At 53.5% G+C, this 17,621-nt stretch carries 15 protein-coding genes and 1 other RNA gene; 8 read left to right on the top strand and 8 right to left on the bottom strand.

The window, feature by feature from the left end:
* Positions 1–21: 21 nt before the first annotated feature.
* Positions 22–963: a DMT family transporter gene (locus E4O98_RS07885; protein ID WP_103733639.1), complete on the bottom strand. Its 942-nt coding sequence runs from the start codon at positions 961–963 to the stop codon at positions 22–24.
* A gap of 99 nt (positions 964–1,062) precedes the next feature.
* On the opposite strand from E4O98_RS07885, the gene E4O98_RS07880 reads away from it, so the two are divergent.
* Positions 1,063–1,926 carry a LysR substrate-binding domain-containing protein gene (locus E4O98_RS07880; protein WP_223018109.1) on the top strand — a complete coding sequence of 288 codons (864 nt, stop codon included), beginning with the start codon at positions 1,063–1,065 and terminating at the stop codon, positions 1,924–1,926.
* A 113-nt stretch (positions 1,927–2,039) separates the two neighbouring features.
* Here E4O98_RS07880 and E4O98_RS07875 read toward each other — a convergent pair whose 3' ends face one another.
* The 4 genes from E4O98_RS07875 to ffs all read right to left on the bottom strand — a co-directional run bounded on the left by E4O98_RS07875 (position 2,040) and on the right by ffs (position 6,045).
* On the bottom strand, positions 2,040–2,630 hold the full coding sequence (locus tag E4O98_RS07875; RefSeq protein WP_078822042.1) for a hypothetical protein: 591 nt from the start codon (positions 2,628–2,630) through the stop codon (positions 2,040–2,042).
* Between the two features lies 1 nt (position 2,631).
* A complete protein-coding gene (locus tag E4O98_RS07870) occupies positions 2,632–3,678 on the bottom strand; it encodes an N-acetylmuramidase family protein (RefSeq protein ID WP_032879947.1) in 1,047 nt (348 codons plus the stop codon).
* 158 nt (positions 3,679–3,836) lie between these two features.
* Positions 3,837–5,798, bottom strand: a complete 1,962-nt coding sequence (locus E4O98_RS07865; protein ID WP_103733636.1) for an AAA family ATPase — start codon at positions 5,796–5,798, stop codon at positions 3,837–3,839.
* Positions 5,799–5,948: 150 nt separating this feature from the next.
* Positions 5,949–6,045: signal recognition particle sRNA small type (gene ffs, locus E4O98_RS07860), an RNA gene on the bottom strand.
* Positions 6,046–6,216: 171 nt separating this feature from the next.
* On the opposite strand from ffs, the gene E4O98_RS07855 reads away from it, so the two are divergent.
* Entirely contained in the window at positions 6,217–7,521 is a 1,305-nt protein-coding gene (locus E4O98_RS07855; protein ID WP_248134639.1) for a site-specific integrase, read from the top strand.
* Positions 7,522–7,715: 194 nt separating this feature from the next.
* Here the strand turns inward: E4O98_RS07855 and E4O98_RS07850 are convergent, their stop codons facing one another.
* Positions 7,716–8,228 carry a RidA family protein gene (locus E4O98_RS07850; RefSeq protein WP_248134637.1) on the bottom strand — a complete coding sequence of 171 codons (513 nt, stop codon included), beginning with the start codon at positions 8,226–8,228 and terminating at the stop codon, positions 7,716–7,718.
* Between the two features lie 369 nt (positions 8,229–8,597).
* Here E4O98_RS07850 and E4O98_RS07845 point away from each other — a divergent pair, with 369 nt between their 5' ends.
* The 3 genes from E4O98_RS07845 to E4O98_RS07835 all read left to right on the top strand — a co-directional run bounded on the left by E4O98_RS07845 (position 8,598) and on the right by E4O98_RS07835 (position 10,982).
* A complete protein-coding gene (locus tag E4O98_RS07845; RefSeq protein WP_248134635.1) occupies positions 8,598–9,161 on the top strand; it encodes a recombinase family protein in 564 nt (187 codons plus the stop codon).
* 218 nt (positions 9,162–9,379) lie between these two features.
* Complete coding sequence (locus E4O98_RS07840) at positions 9,380–10,456, top strand: N-acetylmuramoyl-L-alanine amidase (RefSeq protein ID WP_248134633.1); 1,077 nt, start codon at positions 9,380–9,382, stop codon at positions 10,454–10,456.
* A gap of 34 nt (positions 10,457–10,490) precedes the next feature.
* Positions 10,491–10,982 carry a KilA-N domain-containing protein gene (locus E4O98_RS07835; protein ID WP_248134630.1) on the top strand — a complete coding sequence of 164 codons (492 nt, stop codon included), beginning with the start codon at positions 10,491–10,493 and terminating at the stop codon, positions 10,980–10,982.
* A 249-nt stretch (positions 10,983–11,231) separates the two neighbouring features.
* Here the strand turns inward: E4O98_RS07835 and E4O98_RS07830 are convergent, their stop codons facing one another.
* Positions 11,232–11,765, bottom strand: coding sequence for a KilA-N domain-containing protein (locus E4O98_RS07830; protein WP_248134628.1), 534 nt, complete (start codon positions 11,763–11,765; stop codon positions 11,232–11,234).
* Positions 11,766–12,190: 425 nt separating this feature from the next.
* Here E4O98_RS07830 and E4O98_RS07825 point away from each other — a divergent pair, with 425 nt between their 5' ends.
* Both E4O98_RS07825 and E4O98_RS07820 read left to right on the top strand, forming a co-directional pair.
* On the top strand, positions 12,191–12,481 hold the full coding sequence (locus E4O98_RS07825) for a hypothetical protein (protein WP_248134626.1): 291 nt from the start codon (positions 12,191–12,193) through the stop codon (positions 12,479–12,481).
* 576 nt (positions 12,482–13,057) lie between these two features.
* Positions 13,058–13,399, top strand: a complete 342-nt coding sequence (locus tag E4O98_RS07820) for a hypothetical protein (RefSeq protein WP_248134624.1) — start codon at positions 13,058–13,060, stop codon at positions 13,397–13,399.
* Between the two features lie 72 nt (positions 13,400–13,471).
* On the opposite strand, the gene E4O98_RS07815 is transcribed toward E4O98_RS07820, so the two are convergent.
* Positions 13,472–14,803, bottom strand: coding sequence for an ATP-binding protein (locus E4O98_RS07815; RefSeq protein ID WP_248134622.1), 1,332 nt, complete (start codon positions 14,801–14,803; stop codon positions 13,472–13,474).
* Positions 14,804–15,355: 552 nt separating this feature from the next.
* Between E4O98_RS07815 and E4O98_RS07810 the strand changes: the two genes are divergently transcribed.
* Positions 15,356–17,491 carry a phage tail fiber protein gene (locus E4O98_RS07810; protein WP_248134620.1) on the top strand — a complete coding sequence of 712 codons (2,136 nt, stop codon included), beginning with the start codon at positions 15,356–15,358 and terminating at the stop codon, positions 17,489–17,491.
* The last annotated feature ends 130 nt before the right edge of the window (positions 17,492–17,621 follow it).

Below are 17,621 nucleotides of genomic sequence, written 5' to 3'. Positions count from 1 at the left end.
AATTGCATCCGGCACGCTCGTCTAATCTGACGAAGCTGGCTTGATTGCCCGTCCAGATGGCGTCTGCGGGTGTGCCGGCCGCACGATTGAGCGCCAGCGTCCCTCCAGGCTGATAGCGGCGACGCTGGTCAGCACGATCACCGCACCCAGCATCACCTGCAGGGTCACCTGTTCACCGAGCAGCGTGGCGGCCATCACCATGGCAACCGGCGGAATCAGGTACATCGCCACCGAAGCGCGGCTGACTTCGACGTGCTTGAGCACATAACCCCAGGCCAGATAGGCCAACGCACTGGGAAAAATACCCAACACCAGCACCGCGAGGTTCTCCCGCAACGGCGCCTGCACGATAGCGGCAGGCAGGCCCGGCAGGTTCACGCACAGCATCAAGGTGCCGGACCAGACCATGTAGCACGCCATCGTCAACGGACTGTAGCGATGGGCGTAATGCCTCTGGATGGCGAAGTACACGCTCCATGAGCAGGCCGCCAGCAGGATCAACAAGCCGCGCGGGTCGATATCGCCTACACCATGATCGCCCCAGATCACCACCAGCACGCCGGCCAACCCCAACAGTACACAGCTCCAACGCCAGATGCTGACGCGCTCCTGCAAACAGAAAAAAGCGATCAACACACTGAACAGCGGCGCCGACTGTGCCAACACACTCGACGCCGCCGCTGTCACCCATTGCTGCCCGTGATTGAGGCTGGTGTGGTGCAGGAACACCCCGAAGAAACCCAGCACCAGCAGCCACGGCAGGTCGCGCACCTGGGGCCGGCCAATGCCGACTACCCAGGCCACAGCCGCCATGAATAGCGACGCAATCAAGAAACGCAGCAACGCCAATTGGCCAGGGCTGTAGCTGTGCAGCCCCATATGCACGCCTATGGGTGAATAAGCCCAACAGAGGATGACGCTGGCAATGACTAGCGTAAGCTTGAGCGGTGACGGGGTACTCATCGATGGCATCCATAAAAGAAGGAGTGCCGTCAGTCTTGGCCCGGGCCAGGCGTAGGACAATTAAGCGTTTCTGACTTCTGAAATCACTGGAACTGAGCAATGGAACTGGCCCAACTGAAAATGGTGCGAGCCGTGGCGCAAACCGGCAGCGTGGCCCAGGCCGCCCTGCAACTGCACTGTGTGCCGTCCAACATCACCACCCGCATCAAGCAGCTGGAAAGCGAGTTGGGCACACCGTTGTTTATCCGCGCCGGCCGCGGGTTGGCGATCAGTGCTGCGGGTGAGATCTTCCTGGATTACTGCGAGCGCATCCTGGCGTTGGTGGATGAGTCCAAGCGTGCGGTGGATGCCAGCGCGATTCCCCGTGGCACCTTGCGCATCGGCGCGGTGGAATCCAGCGCCAGCGGCCGCCTGCCGCCGCTGTTGGCGGAGTATCACCGGCGTTATCCCGAGGTCAGCCTGGAGTTGGTGACCGGCGCCTGGGCGCAACTATTGGACGACCTGCAACACCATCGTCTGGATGTGGCCCTCGTGGCCGCCAGTGGCAAACACACGAAGCTGGAGCACAGCGTGGTCTACAGCGAACGCCTGGTACTGATCGCCAGCGCGTCCAGCGCGCCCATCCACAGCCCCGAAGACCTGGCTGGCCGCACATTATTGGTGTGGCCGCCCGGCTGCCCCTACCGCGCAACACTGGAAAACTGGCTCAAGCCCCAGGACTTCAAGCCGGCGATTGCCAGCTATACCAGTTGGGGCACGATCATCGGCTGCGTCAGCGCGGGGATTGGCGTGGCTTTGGCGCCGGAGGGCATCCTGGCGCGTTATGAGCAGGCCAATCAGCTGGCATCGTATCGGTTCGACGAACTGGCAGCGGTAGACAACTTGCTGTTCTGGCACAAAGATACCCAGCGGCATCTTGCACGGGATGCATTCTCCGGGCTACTGCGCGAAACCTTCGGCTAACACCGCCAAAATGTGGGAGGGGGCTTGCTCCCGATAGCGGCGGGTCAATCAATATAGGTGCTAGCTGACCCTTCCTCATCGGGAGCAAGCCCCCTCCCACATTTCAGAGCTTCTCAGAGCTTCGGTGCAGCCAACCGTGTGTACTGGCCCTGGCTGATCCAGCCCGTGAAGGAACGGTCGTGCGCATTGATGAACTCCACCTGCGCCCAGCCGTCCTTGAACGCCAGCACACCCACTACATCACCCTTGACGATATAGGGACGCTTGACCGCCTTGGCCCCCGGAGTTTTCAGAAGGTAAGCCTTGTCGGCAGACACCGTCACCAGCCCGATCCACTTTTTGCTGGCGGTCTGGGTCAGGTCCAGGCCCGTGGCAATTTCCGGCATCAACACGTTGATGCAGCCGGGGTGTTGACGGCCCTGCTCCACTGTCAGGACCACACCGTCGGACGCCACTGCCACACTCCCAGGGTAGGCAGCATCCAGCCAGGTGGTAAGCGTCTCTGGCTTGCCTTGCAGGTAGAAGGTGCAACGGCGGCTAACGCCCTCGCCCATCGCTTCGGAATAAAAGCCTTCAACCTGGTTACCGGGCGTCACCGCCAGCATCAACCCTTCGTACTTGCCTGAATGCAAAGCGGCCGAACCAGCAAACGCGGGGGCCACGGCGCACAACGACAGCATTCCCATCGCCAGAAAACGAATCATCTTATTTCTTCCCTTCAAAGGCTTCGTAGGCTTGTTTCATCAGCACGTCATAGTTGCCGTAGTCCTCGCCGTTATAGTTACGAGCCATGGCTGTGAAATCCTTGTTTTTCATCGCACTCATCAGCGCCGTGCTCTTGCTGCAAAAACTGAGGTAGGCCTTGAGTTGATTACCGGCGTTTACTTTTAACGCCGCTGCAAACTCGAACACCGTCTTGAACCCGCACGACGCGAAGTTGAACCCCATGACCTGAAACATCCCCCAGGACGCCGACATCAGTGCCGCTTCCTGGTCGAGAGCAAAAGCGGTGGCCATGGTTTCCCAGGCCTTGACCTGGTCCTTGTTGTTGGTCTGCCACTGCGGCCCGGCTTTTTTCTTGTAGACGTACGACAGCAGCGGGTGCGACTGGTCGTAGATATGCTTGGTGTACTTGCGAAAGTGATGACCTTCGAAGGCGATGATCGGCAGCTTGGCCGGCCCGAACCCCACCTTCCCGCCCGACTCGATGGTGGCGAACGCCTTGACCACATTCACCGAGATGCCGTTGCCCAATTGCTTGGCAGCATTCTGGAAGTCCGTATCGCTCAGCGTCGTGCCGCCGTCGCAGGTGGCCTGCAGCATTAATTGGCGGTTGCGCCGCTCGGCCTCGATCACCGCACGCACCTGGTTCAGGTAGACATTGACCGTGGCTTGCACCGCATCGACGTTGTTATTGCCCAATGCGTTGAGAAAGCTCGGAATACGCATGGTCGGGAAGGCCCGTACGGGTACTTTCACCGCTTCCTCGATCAAGCTGTTGAACGTACGCCCCGTGGGGTCGATCACCCCATCGGGATGAGCATATTTGAGATGGCGGAACTGATACTGGCTGATGCACTGCACCAACTGGCCATCGCACTTGCCGTTTTCCAGCAAGGCAAAGCCCATTTTGGGAATGATCAGGTTGAATAAATATTGGATGCACTGCACATCGGCGGGCAAGTTGCGGGCTTTGCCGGGAGCGCCGACTGAGGCACTGATAAGTCGAGGCAACCCTTGCAGGCTTTTCATGACAGACATCCTTGTAAGTTAGAGAAGCGATAGCACTTCAATATCAAGTCCATGCCCTTGTCATGCTCTGAAACAAGTGGCCGGCGCAAGCTAACAAGGCGGTCTGGGGGTTGTCCAGAGGGCTTTTCCAAAGTTGTGAAACAGCTGGATTAAATCCTTCAGTAACCGTGTAATTCGCGGGTTTTCTGATACTTGTGATAGTCGAGCCACTCAACCACATCGTAGGGCAGATAGAGCTGCTGGGTTGCTCGCGAAATTGCGATATACACCGCACACAGTCGCTGGTCGAACGCGTAGGCATCCTGGAACTTTACGTTGGTCAACAACGCTGGTGTGAGCAACACCCGGTTGAACTCCATGCCACCGGCGTCTTGCGCCAACATCAAGAGGCAGCGCTCATCCGGATGGCCGCTTTGCCTGTTCAAGCGCGTGACATCCGCCAGATTAAAGCCTTTTTGCAGCTCAGCTTCGACCCAGAGAAACGCCTCATCGAACTGGCAGGCCTCGCGTACTTGCTGCCAATCGGCCATATCGCTGAAAAACGGGTGGGGCCCGCTGTCATTGAACTCGCTGCTGTAGAAGTCAGGCTTGAACAACGCGACCACGGTGTCCATAAAATACTTGAGCGACTGCTGCGCTTCTTTACCGGCCAGGCTGAACGCACAACGGGCTTCGCTCAACTGGATGGCCCACTTCATTGTGTCCCAGTGGGATGCGGTCAATACCACGCAGCCTTGCGGCGGTACAAAGCCCAGCGGATAAAACTCGATACCGACGTCGGCATCCCGAGCCCCCTCGAAAAGCACTTTGCTCTTATCCGAATGCTGGCTGATCAAGGGATTGACCAGGCGCTCGACATTGCGTCCGGAGCGCACGGAGTAACACACATCCGTATGGCGCACCTCACGGGCGCGCCTGACCATGACTCCACTGGCCTGCTGATACTCATCCCCCAGGGTTATCAGCACCTGCCGGCCCCGCTCGATGATTTGCAGCAGCGGCGCCGGAATATCCTGGCTCTCGTCGATAAGGACGTGGGTATAACGCTCGGGCACCACGCAGCCGGCGAGGCTGGCGCGCTTGATCATCAGCAAGGCTTCAAACCCAGTCTGGCTGCCCCAGGCCGGATTCGCTTCGAGATAGCTCCATAGCCGGCTGGCATATTCGAGCAGTGCCCTGGCATCAACGCTGGACAGCGGCTGTTTGAAATGCGGCAAGTGCTTCGCCGACAGGCTGTATTCCCAGGAGCGGCAGTAGGCTTGCAATACGTTGAGGCAAACGTCGACCACAGCCTGCCCTTGCAGGCCACGAAAGCCGAAGATATTCAGCTCCTGAGCCAGTGCCTGCTTGCTCGGCGCCCTCACCTGCGCAGTCAGCGGCTTGGGCCTGGGCCCCTGCATCAAGGCGTGGGCGAATGCATGGAAGGTGTGCCCGGCCTTTCGCTCGCGTACGCCCACCATACGGGCACGCAGGGTTTCCAGCTTTGCCGGGGTACGCGCCAGCAACAAAGTCTTTTCCGGACGCAAGTGCTCCATCAAGGCCACCAGCAGGTGACTCTTGCCGATACCTGCATAGCCCTGAACATGCAGGTCTTCGTTCAAGTTGGCGCGGAAGGTTCTGACCAACTTGTCTTGCTCGGCACTCAACCAGCGCTCGCGATGCCTGGGCGTGACCATCTGCTTGCTGAAGGGATCATTGGTCTTGAGATGGCGGACTTTGTACTCTACGTCCCACTTGCCGCTGGGCAACAGATAGTCGCGCGCCTGCACTTCCTCCGCTAACAGAAAACGCAGCTTCAGGCTTTTGACCACATTGAGGCCGAAGTACAGCTTCCTTTGGTCGAACAGCCGCTGCGCCTCGGAGAGTAGGGAGACGCTTGCCGAATGGCTGGCCTCTACCGCCCAGTCAATCAGCTTGGCCAACACTTTTTCGGCACCATTGGCGCTCAGGTCGCTTTCGGGCACCTGCGCCAGGTTCTGGATCACCAGCACCGCCGCCAACTCCGGCTCACTCAGGGCTACCAGCGCTGCTGCACCGTCACCGCTCAGCAAACCCGCACAGGCTTGCTCGGTGATCGGCAAGAACACAGGGCTGGACAAATCAAAATGTTCCGAGTGCATACAGCCTCGTAGCCAGGGGAAAGACACGCTTGGGAGTATGCCACTAGTCGTGGAGTGGCCGTCGTGCACTGTGCGATAAGGGTCACAGATGACTGGCTGACTATATGGATTCAGGAATAGGTAAAACAGAAGGGAGCGTTATGGAGGCAACCCCACCAGCCACACCCCGGCACACAATGTTCCCGCTGTGGCTGCTGCCTTCCGGCTCTGACCAGGTTCACGGGTAATCGTTGCGGGGGGACCGATGGGCTGGGCTTCCAAGGTAATGCCCTACTGAAATCCCTTATAAAATCCCTGATCAATTCTCACTGTGAGACCTCGAAGACCTCCAGTCAGCCTCAGGGTGTGGTCAGCATTGTACCACTTAGCTGTACCACTCTGGTGACCCACTTTGGCCTTCATCATCCGGCGCAAGACCATGTATTACCTGAACTTGAGGCTACCCAAGGCCCTCGACCATAGGAGACCCACTTTCCGCATTAGCTTGGGAGTCACGAATAGACGAGCCGCCCTTTATCTCGCGGGGCGCTTGGCGTTCAACGTTTCTGAGCATCTGAACAGGAACCCACTGAAATCCCTGAGAGACCTCAACCAACTATGCTACCAGTGGCTCCACGACGACTCAGCTACCGAGCTCAACGTTCCGATCTCGGCGCTAACTGTCATGAGTACATCCCTCCAAGAAGCAAAGGTTGAACCCACTCTGGAGTCTCTGGCGAATGACTATATAGCTGAGGGCAAACAGGGAGGTTCCTGGCGGGAAGGAAATATCCAAGAGGTTGAGCGCTGCCTAAGGGACTTCTTCGAGCTGATGGGAGATCGCAAGCCTTCAGCTTTTACCTCAACCGATGCTAGGACCTTCAAAGGGTTACTGAGCCAATGCCCTCAATACTTCGGGTTGCGTCCTGAGTTCTCCGGTAAGAGCCTGCGGCAGGTTATCGACTCTGGAATGCAATACACCCCCATCTCCACCGTGACCGTGAATAACCGCCTGAGAAAGGTCTCTGCGTTCTTCAATTGGTGCCTTCAAAACCAATACATCGACCACAACCCATTAAAGGGAATGAAAGTGATGGTAGCCACCTCGTCCAAGGATGCTCGACTGTCTTTCAATCCTTCGGACATAACCGCCCTCCTCGACTGTGAAGCTCTCCGCAAGGAATCTGAAAAGCATCCCTGGAGATTCTGGCTGGTGATACTCGGGAGAGCTACGGGGGCACGCATGGAGGAGCTCTGTCAGCTCTACACAGATGACATTGTTACTGTCCAAGGGGTCGCGTGTATTCGCATTGCTGCAACTCACCAGGAGCAAAAGCTGAAGAGTCCAAGCAGCCAGCGGCTAGTCCCCATTCACTCAGATGTAGTCCGCATGGGATTCCTTGAGCATGTCCAGAAAATGAACGTGGATAGCCCCTCAAGGGTTTTCCCAGAGTTAATCCCTAAACGCGGGCAACTGGGCCACGCCCCTAGTAAATGGTTTGGTAGGTATCGCCACAAGCGTGGAGTTACAGATCCCAGAAAGGTTTTCCATAGCTTCCGTCACACCTTCATCGACGACCTCAGGGAAGCCGGCGTTCAGGATTCAATCATTAAACGGCTCGTAGGCCATGAGGACGGCTCCATGACCTTTGGACTCTACGGCAGCCGAGAACCTATTAAAGTCATGGCCCAGGCCGTAGCCATGTTGAAAGTAGAAATCAGAACAAACAAGGATGAATTATGATCGTACAAACCCACGATGAACCGAGCAAAAGTGCGCCCCTTCAGGGCCTTAAAAGCTTGCTCCGTGATAAACGCACATGGGCTTTTGTGGTCGCTGTTGCGGCTGCTGCTGGCGTTCACCTTTCTCCTGATGTCGCTCAGGCGCTTGGTATCCTCTTAGAGGCCCTCCAGACCCCCAACTAATGCCCAACATCTTTAGCTAATGGCGATCCAGTAACGCCTCATCCAAAAAAGTTTTGAGCGTTGATCCCGTAGTTCCTTGATGGACTTAAAGACGTTAAGCGCTTCCTGAAGTATCCAAGCGTTTTCATCAAACACTGCGGGGTCATTGGTACCCTTGTGAAGAACTCCGCCCTCAGTGACCTCCCTTACAACGCTTTCGGCAAGCTGGTAAAACCGTACTACCAAACCCGCTTCAATTTCCTCTAAAAATCCAAGATTCTGAAGATTCGCCACATAGACACGATTGTAGTGATCTCCGACTGATACTGGATATGGAAAAGGATCAGCAAAAGGACCTGCTACGCGTAATTTAGTAGCTACATCGTGAAGCCCCTTTAAATAACCTCTAGCCTGAACGATATCCGAAAGAGCCTGCATTTCCGCAAAAATGGCCCGACCGACAGTTTTATGCTCACGGGATACTTTTAGCCACCACGCAAATAATGCAAGTAGAGCAGGTAGTAAATACTTGAAAGCTTCACCCATAGGACCCCCTTCTGATCATGCTTACCTTTTACCAGATCAAGCTATTAGGAGCTTTGGAATTTTGAGAAAAATGTGAGCCCCCTTATTAAGGCTCGCGTATCCGCCCGTACCCCCGTGCGGGTGCCTGCCTGGGTGCGCTCCCGGTCGTTTACTCGTGCGTGCCTGCGGGCGCCACTGTAGGAAGACCAAGGCAGACCATGGTCCTATCGGGAACCCATTCAGCGCCACCGTTGCAATAGACCTTGCCCTAATGCAGCGTTGCAGAGAACGGGCAAAAGTGTTGCGTTAGAGTTGACTTATGATATTTGCAACACTACCGTAAGGACATCTTAAGACTTCAACGCAACACTTCCCTCACGGAGACTCATCATGCGCATTGGATATGCTCGAACCTCAACCCTCGAACAGGTAGCAGGCTTTGAAGCCCAGGAAAGAGAGCTATTAGCTGCTGGTGTGGAGAAGCTCTACAAGGAACAGGTCTCCTCTGTTGCTGATCGCCCAGAGCTTGAGAGGATGCTCCAGGACCTCCGCAAGGGGGACCTTCTGGTAGTCACAAAGCTTGACCGACTCGCCCGTAGCGTTCATCACCTAGGGGAGATCCTGAAGAGGCTCGATGAGCTCGGAGCAGGGCTGAATATCCTCGGCATGGGAATAGACTCCACGACTGCGGGAGGGCGCCTGATGCTGAACGTATTGGGTTCCGTGGCTCAGTTTGAACGGGAGATGATGCTGGAGCGCCAGCGGGAAGGCATTGCGAAGGCCAAAGCTGATGGGAAGTACAAGGGAAGGAAACCCAAAGGGGAGCCTCTACTGGAACGTATCCTGGCTCTCAAGGCTGAAGGACTAGGAGATACCGCGATAGGTAAAGAGCTCGGCCTGGATAGGACTACAGTGTTCAGGGTCCGTAAAGCAGCGGAGTTAGTCGAGGGGTAGAGGGTCCTTAGGGATCCTTTATTGCACAAATAGATAGCCTGCCAATAATTGCAAATGAATCAATATGCGCCTATCTGTTTCGGCTTCCTTTGGAACCTCTTTGGGATTCCCTAGACAAGCACCTAAGCGCGCGCTTTCCGTGTGGCTCTTTAGGTTTGACCACAGGAGCTTCTCAGGGCTTCATAGAGGGCCTCTCAAAGACTGCAAAGAAGCATCTCATGGCGGATAACTATTCGGTAGCAGCGATCTCCCCAGCAGGTGAACTCATGCGGCCTTGCCTGTTGAAACCGGACACCCAGTACGACGACGCAGGCGTCTACAAGACCCTGCTGAAAGTTCGTGCTGACGAACCGAGCGCGATCAAGTTCCAGGAGCTCCTGGAGAAGGTCCAGCAGGCTGAACACGACCGGCAGGTACAAGAGGCTGAAGCCAAGAAGAAAGGCTCTGGCAAGAAGGTGAAACTGGCGGATCTCCCAATGGAGGAAACCGAAGAGGACGGCGTTGACTATCTGGTCTTCAACTTCAAGTCGAAAGCAAGCTACACCGACAAGAAGACCCAGCAAGTCGTTGAGCGCAAAATCGCTCTGTTCGATGGTAAAGGCGAAGCCCTAACCCATGACCTGAAGATAGGTACTGGCACCATTGCTCGCATCTCGGTCTTCGTGTTCCCCTTCTACACCGCCCTCCTAGGCGCTGGTGTCACCCTGCGGATCCGCGCAGTGAAGATCCTGAAGCTTGAAGTTGAGCCTAAACTCACTGCGTTAGATTACGGTTTTACAGAGGACGAAGACATCTTGAGTTCAAATGGCTACGGCTTTGAGCCAAGCGTCAGAGACCGGGCGAAGCCCTATCTCAAGGACCGAGACCGTACAGATCTCATCGTTGTTCATTGCTCAGCCACCGGCCCAAAGTCGGATATTGGAAAGCGTGAAATCACTCAGTGGCACCTCAAGCGGGGCTTCGTGACCATCGGTTATCACTATGTGATTCGCCGTGATGGCTCCATCGAAGTTGGCCGTAGAGAAACTGAGATCGGCGCCCATGTAGCAGGCCACAACAGCAACTCCGTAGGGGTCTGCATGGTCGGTGGTGTCGATACCCAGGGGAAACCCTCGGACAACTTCACCGTGCCTCAGTACGAGACCCTCAAGGTCCTACTGGGCCAGCTCACAACCAGATATTCGAGTGCCAAGATTGTAGGCCACCGGGATCTCTCCCCGGATCATGACGAGGGCCTTCCAGGTTGGAGCTCGAGGCATTGCCCTGGTTTTGACTTAAGCAAATGGCTCCAATGACGGGCCTCTCGGAGAGGACCCTAGGAGCATCCTCATGTCTGCAAAAAGTACACAACAAGCTACCCAACTGATTACCAAGGACTGGCAAGGGAAGACGTTCACCTTCAGGGAAGACGGCTACTTCAATATGACGAAGGCCGCTAAGGAGTTCGGGAAGGACCTAAGCCACTTCAAGCGATCTCCTGACACAATTGACTATTGCAACGAACTTTCTAAAGCCGCGAAATCCGCGCTTTTAACTGACGTGTCCAAAGGCCGGTATGGTGCCACCTGGGCTCACCCGAAGCTGGCCGTCTTCTTTGCGCGCTGGTTGGACGTAAGGTTCTCTGTGGCCTGCGACATGATGATTGAGGACATCCTCAAGGGCGCCGCCGTAGTCACCATCGAGAAACCCGAGGAATCCTCCCACCTGGAATACATGAAGACCCAGACGGAGATCCAACAGGGTCTCCTGGAGCCCTCCTCCTGTTCACTCTCCCATTCTTCGCTTAAGTCCTTCCCTGTAGAGAATCCCACCGACCTCTAACAAGACTGTCACGTCATCCTCGTGTAAATCCTCCTGCCTCATCTCCAGCCAGCCCGCAAGATTCGCTAGGGCATCGTCCAGGCCCTGGGTGCTCTCCTGGATGTCTAGCAACTCCGCTCTAGCCTGCATCGCCTGGATTATCGGGTTGATCATTTGGCGCCCTCCTCGGACTCCTTTAGGTGCTACCTAGAATATTGAACCCTAGCAAACCCCTACGTGACCCAGAAGACAGCGCCCACGAGACCATAACTAAATATGATCCCCTTGCTTCCTAGACCTGCTCTCATTTCTGTAAGCCATCCGGGAAAGCCTTTCGCGCTCTATTTGCTCTGCTGACTTAGGTTTCTGGGGACCTTTCTTGAGTTTCCGAAGAATAGAGTTCCGCTCTTGGTTCTCGGTGATATGCCGCTTGAGGATTTCGGCGCTATGGTTCTTGCCAAGGCTCTGCATTTTGACAGCGACCAATTGAGCAACCTCGGGCATCTCAAGGATGGCCTCGAAGGCGTCATAAACCATTGTCTCGAATTCCTCAGAGACCCATGCAGCATATGCCAGTGCGCCGCGTTTGGTTGCCCAAGACCCGGAGCCATTGGAGCTGTGCAAATTCTGCATAGCTTCTAGGCGCTTAGATTGATTGGTCCGCCACTGAGCAGGGGCTTTACCTTTGGGTAGCTTCAGGATTCGCCAGATCTCCGTCAGATCCCACATACCAGAGTCATTGGCCTTGAAAGGCTGGCCTTCAATGATGATCAAGTGATCAGCATGCTTGTGCGTAATGTCCATATTGGTTGGTTTTCTCAATCAGATTAAAGGGCGTCAGGACTTGTCTGCCTGAGCTGCTACGAGATGTGCCTGGAGCACCCTAACGACATAGTTACTGAGTGTCCGCCCCTCTCCTCTTGCCGCTTCCTCCAACGCATCCTTAACGCTCTGCGGAAGACGCACTCCCATGCTAACCATCGGGTCTGAATGGCCCACCTTTTGATCGCTCACAAAATATCCTCTCAAAGTGTTGACGATTGTTTAACAATGTCCAACAATGGCGTTACACAACGTTGAACAAGTGACAACAAGATTACACGATTCCATAGCTCTCTGGTATCCAGCGGGTACAGCACAGGTACAAATAAATCATCCAGATCTACCAGCTAAGGCTCTCCCCAGAAAGCCCCAAGGGATCCCCTCAGCCTCAAAAAAGGAATCACCAGATGATCAAGAAGACCACAGCCAACGAATGGACCCAAGCGGCCAAGGCTCCAGGAACTCTCCTCAAGCACCGCAAGCGCGGCAGCACTTACAGCTTCACAGTCATTGATGCTGACAGTGGTGAAGTCCTTGGGGTTGCCCTTTGTGACGGCCAATCAGGTCGAGAGGATTTTCTCTTGGAAACCCATCAGGACCACCTGGAACACGGGCATGAGATCTCCACAGGAGAGCTTCTCATCGCCATAGGGCGAGACACCTGGAAACAGGGAATCCATGTAACAGCGTCTGTTTAACCATCAACCTGCCAGGACCCGTAACCATGATGAACATCATTCGACAGCTCCCGACTAGCGCCCCTAAAGAAGCCCTCCCGTTCCTTGCCGACCTCTGCCTTTGCACAGGCTTTGACCCTGAAGGTCTCAACGAAGACGCCGCAGCTCTTCTTGCCTGGGCAGACACACAAACAACCAAGGCTCAAATGGGAGCCCTTGCGGAGATTCTTAAAACAGACACACACCCTCGGGCTATGAACTTCGTTTCCCTGGAGTCCTGGAGATTCCCCTACGGCTCCTTCAATCCCGCCAAAGGATGTCAGTGGGCGCAACACGGCTTCCAGGAATGGCTTGAGCACGGAGCCTTCAATACTCCCGCCTGGACCTGGAGAGCACTCAAGGGCCTTCAGTTCGGGACTAACCCCAGGCGGAGCTTCTGAAGGTTCGCCGAGGGCGCTCCTCCGTGAAATCTGCAAGGGCATAGCTCAGCAGTCTCTTCAGAACTCAAGGAGGAGCGCCTTTGAACACACTGGATTTGGGTTCCAGTACCGTAATACCGAGATTTCTCCCCACCTTAGAACTAACCGGAAATGGGCAATGACCACTCGTTTACTAGCTGAACTCACCAAACAGTTTCACGAAACCGAACATGAAGAGACCACGCTTGAACTACCCATAGCTATTCAGGTTGCTTGTAATGTCCTTCAGACAGCTCTAGCGATCCTTCAAAAAGAAGGCCCAAACGGAAGTATCTCAATGAGTCTCCCTAGGGGTTGGGCGCAAATGCAAGAGCTTGCGGAGGATTACTCAACACGGATGGGACTCAAGGTGTCCCCCTTGAACTACAGCGACATTACTGTCAATAGATATCCAGCTACCGCCCTCCGCTATGCCTACAACCAATTACTCAACAATCCGAACAAGCGGACAATCCACTGACTTAAACCAATACTTTTTTGGAGCAAGTGTGGGAATATTTTTTATCACCACCTACACTTGCTCAAATCATCATCAAAAACCCTTTGGGGTTTCAGACTTAAAGTAACCAACATTCCTTGCAGGAACTCGAATATAATTCTTAATAGTGGCGCTTGCCTCCTCGCTTATAATCTCCACCCGATTAGCCTCCGCTTGCATCCTGATGTACCCTCTAAGCATCTTCTCTTTAAAATGGTAATATCCTTGCCTTGTACCCTTAACGAGAATACTGCCGTACTCTGGCTTGAGTAAATTCCTTATCCGTGACGTATATGTTTCATACTTCAAAGGTTCCTTACCATCAACCTGCTCCATGATATTTCTATACCTGGTGTGCATCGAAGATAGGTAAGCTCCCTGCCACTCATCAGCAGAAGTCGACCACAAGACTTCTTCATAGTCTTGCGTTCTTTGATTTATTGCAAGCTCGTAAGGTCTAGCTAACTCAGCGGAAATGCTCAGAATAGCATCATCCAAAGCTGCAAAGTAATCTTCCCATGCCACAGTAACTACAACATCGTCCTTTTCAAACAAAATCCACAGTAACTTCTCTACCATGAGATGGACGTAGTAAGGATACCCGTCACTTACGGCGGCTATGCGAACACAAATATCACGATTAATCTCAATACCAAATTCACCCAGCGCTGCAATAGCTATATCCCAGCGAGCATCCCAGCTCAATTTTGGGAGTTCTATGGTCTCAAGCTGCCGAATAGCTGACCGATGAAAACCTAAGATCTCATTTAGCGTACTTCCCACGCCAGTAAAGATAAACTTCAGAGCTATCTGCTTATCCCCCATTTGCTTCAACAAGTCCGCAAGCATGTCAATTTCGGCATCGCTTGTTATACGATCCACCTCATCCACAACTACAACCGGCGCATCGGAGTGAAGCTGAGAAACCTCTTTCAAGACTTCAACAGCGTCGCTCAAACAGGTTATCTTGGTAGAGAAGTCCACTGGAGAACTTTCACTCTTCAAAGAGTAGGACAACCACTTAAACTTTACAGAAACGTCCTCACTAAGCTTAACATTAGTCGTCCACGCTCTCTTAATAGCCTGAGCAGCTATACTTGAAACTATTGATTTTACAGTCGAATCGGGAGCACAAGAAACATCTATATACCCCGCATCAGAGCTTTGCCATTGGTTGGCAGCAGTTGCTGCAAGCGAGGACTTCCCTACGCCGCGCTCACCAAATATAAATACGTTACGACCATGAGCCATTAAAGCCTTCTCGATCCGATCCAATTCCTTTTCTCGTCCAACAAGATGTTGTATCGAGAGAATAGGTCTCGATGGAGAAACCACCTCATTTAACTTTTTCCCAAAAGATCTTTTATCGTAACCATCAATAGCCATAAACATCCTTATTCCATGCATTAAAGCAGTTCAAAAAATTGCTTCCCGTAACCACTCAGTATTGAGCCAGCATAAGGCCATGGGTCTAGCCAGTCCAGCACACGCCAGGTTTCTCCTCACCTTAGGACTACCCACATAAACCACCAATACGAGCCTGCAGGTCTCAAGGCTCAGTGAGAGGCTCACCGAATGCCAATCACAGAACCTCGTCTACGCCGGAATGACCCTAACGGCCTCACCGGGCGATACACCGGAGAAAGCCTGGAAGGGTTTGGACATTGGGGACACCTTTGGGGACTTCCCTGCCGTGAAATACGGACCCCAAATGATTCAGTCCGGTGTGGCAGCAGGAAACTTGATGCGCCCCTCCTTAGACCCTGAGCAAGTCGAAAGGCAGAAGAAACTCATATTGCTCAATCTGAAAGGGCTTCTCCCTAACGACCCAGCGACTCAAACCGCACTCTCGTGGCTTATCGCTCATGGCGTAGAGGAGCCTTAAACATCCCTCCGGGGCTTCTTTCTGAGGCCCCAAAGATACTTCCAAGGAACTCTATGGCAGCTTACGCGCCTATCACTTACAAAAAGAGTGAAGCATCCTCAATCTTTGACATCCCCTTTGACTACCTTTCGCAAAGATTCATAACTGTTCAACTGGAAGGAGTTCTACAAACTTTCGGTGTGGATTATGACTTCTTAGATAAGACTCGCATTAGATTCTTAAAAGGAGATATTCCTGCCGGTAAAGCCGTAACACTAGAAAGACATACCGACCCCAGCCAGCGGCTAGTTTCCTGGAAAGATGCTTCAGTACTTCGAGCGAACGACCTTGAGCTGTTTCAGCTACAGCTACTGCATATCGCTGAAGAGGCCGCAGTTGTATCTAATGGTTCCATGAGGGTTGATTTTGACTCTAGATGGAATGCTCTTGGCTTGGGAATAAAAAATCTAGCCGATCCTATCCAGGACCAAGACGCTGTTACCAAAAAGTGGTCTCGGATGTTTTTTGGTGATCTACTATCGGCTATTCAGGGGCCTATTAACAACGCTACGAATATCTTCTACAGAGCTCCAGATCTGCTACCTCATGTGATTCAAGATCTTTCAGGGGCTGATGGAGCCGAGCTTATCGGAGATGGCTCAGGAACAGTCCGGGATACTACCGACGCGTTGGCGCGACAGGCTCAGCAACTACAACACGGGATTGATACCGTAAGTTCCTCCATAGACTCCCTCGGCCTATCGGTCGAGTCTGAAATCTTCGGTAAGAATGTGATCCTTCCCAGGGTCCGTTCGCGAATTTCCAGTGGGGCGCCTTTTATGCACGTCCTAGGTGACTCTATTTCTCATGGAGCGTTCGCAGATGACTGGTATCGAAATGGTTGGGTTAACCTGTTCAAACGTATGCTTAACGTTGAACTGGGCACGTACAGTTATGGAGTTACCCCACTCCTACCATTCGCCAACCCAGAGACTGGCGCCGTAAACTCTGATATTCACGATGTCCTTATTGGGGCCAACTGGATTCTATATGACACGCTGCTGGACGTACCTACTGGCGCTTCATATGTCACAGCGACTGCGGGCGCTCAAATAGACATCACTGTCCCCACCTTTCAAGAAGTAGCTACGATCTACTATGCGCAAAACCCTTCAGGCGGCGGCTTTGATATCCTGATCAATGATACGCTGCTGACCACGATTAATACCTACGCTGCAACTAGAAATCCATTTGCCGGATACGGTTTCGTGCTTAAGGACAACGGCTTAGGCTCTTGCAAGATAACCATCAGGGCTTCCTCGGCCGCTGAAATCACAGGTATAGGCTATTACCAAGCCGCAAATCAGGCTGTCCTGCAAAATATGTCGCAGAGTGGCCGAAAACTCAGAAATACCAGCCAAATATGTGTGCAAAAACTGATGGCCGAATCGGCTCTTTTTGTCATGGCCCTTGGCGTAAACGATTTCTACGACCACCAGAACGATGACACAAAGTATAAGGAGTTCACTCAGGTAATAGACTGGCTAATTCAATATGCGAACCAGTACGAAGTCCCTGTGGTTGTTCCCGACTTCATCTGGTACGTAGGCCCCGAAAATAGGACGCGGGCACAACTTCGACGTTTGGCTACACAGACCAAGGGGGTGTACATTCCTTTCCCTGACTTCTTCATGAAAAACGGCATTGTGCCGAATTCGGCGTATTTGATTGAGACCCTTAACCTATTTAGCAACGATCTGCATCCTAACGTCGCAGGTCACAAGCTCATCGCTGAAACTATCGCCAAAAAGTTAGGGTTGTCAGTTTCTTCGAAAACGCAGGTTTTGGATTATCACGACTGGTGGTTCCCCCTCGCGCTCAACCCAGCATCAGGTGTTACCAACAAAGCACTCAATGCCCCGTTGACCTCAGCAATCAAGAATCAAGGCAGTCAGATCCTGGTAAGGCTCAACCTGAGTGGACTGTCTGGAGCTATGACGAAAGGGGTGACCCTCGGCTTTCCATCAAAGGCTGATATCAGGTTCAACCTGCCCGTCACCACTCAGTTAACTCCCACCAGTGCGGGGGTAAGTCAAGGCGTCTGTATCTTCAACTCTGCTGGGGTTTCGTTCGTGACCAATACGCAAAACATGCAGGATGACCATCAACTGTTCTTCTCAGTCGCAAGGACGATGACGATAGACACATAAATCCGTATTTCTAGCCGTAAAAAATGGGAACAGCTTCGCTCTATGCAAGCAGGAATACATACAGCCCCTACAAGACTAATAGCCCATCTAACAGACGGCAGCGTCTCTGGCAAGTGATCCACTCTGAATC

The organism is Pseudomonas sp. W2Jun17, assembly GCF_023127795.1.
Lineage (GTDB): Bacteria > Pseudomonadota > Gammaproteobacteria > Pseudomonadales > Pseudomonadaceae > Aquipseudomonas > Aquipseudomonas synxantha_A.
This window is presented reverse-complemented; position numbering and strand designations above follow the sequence as displayed.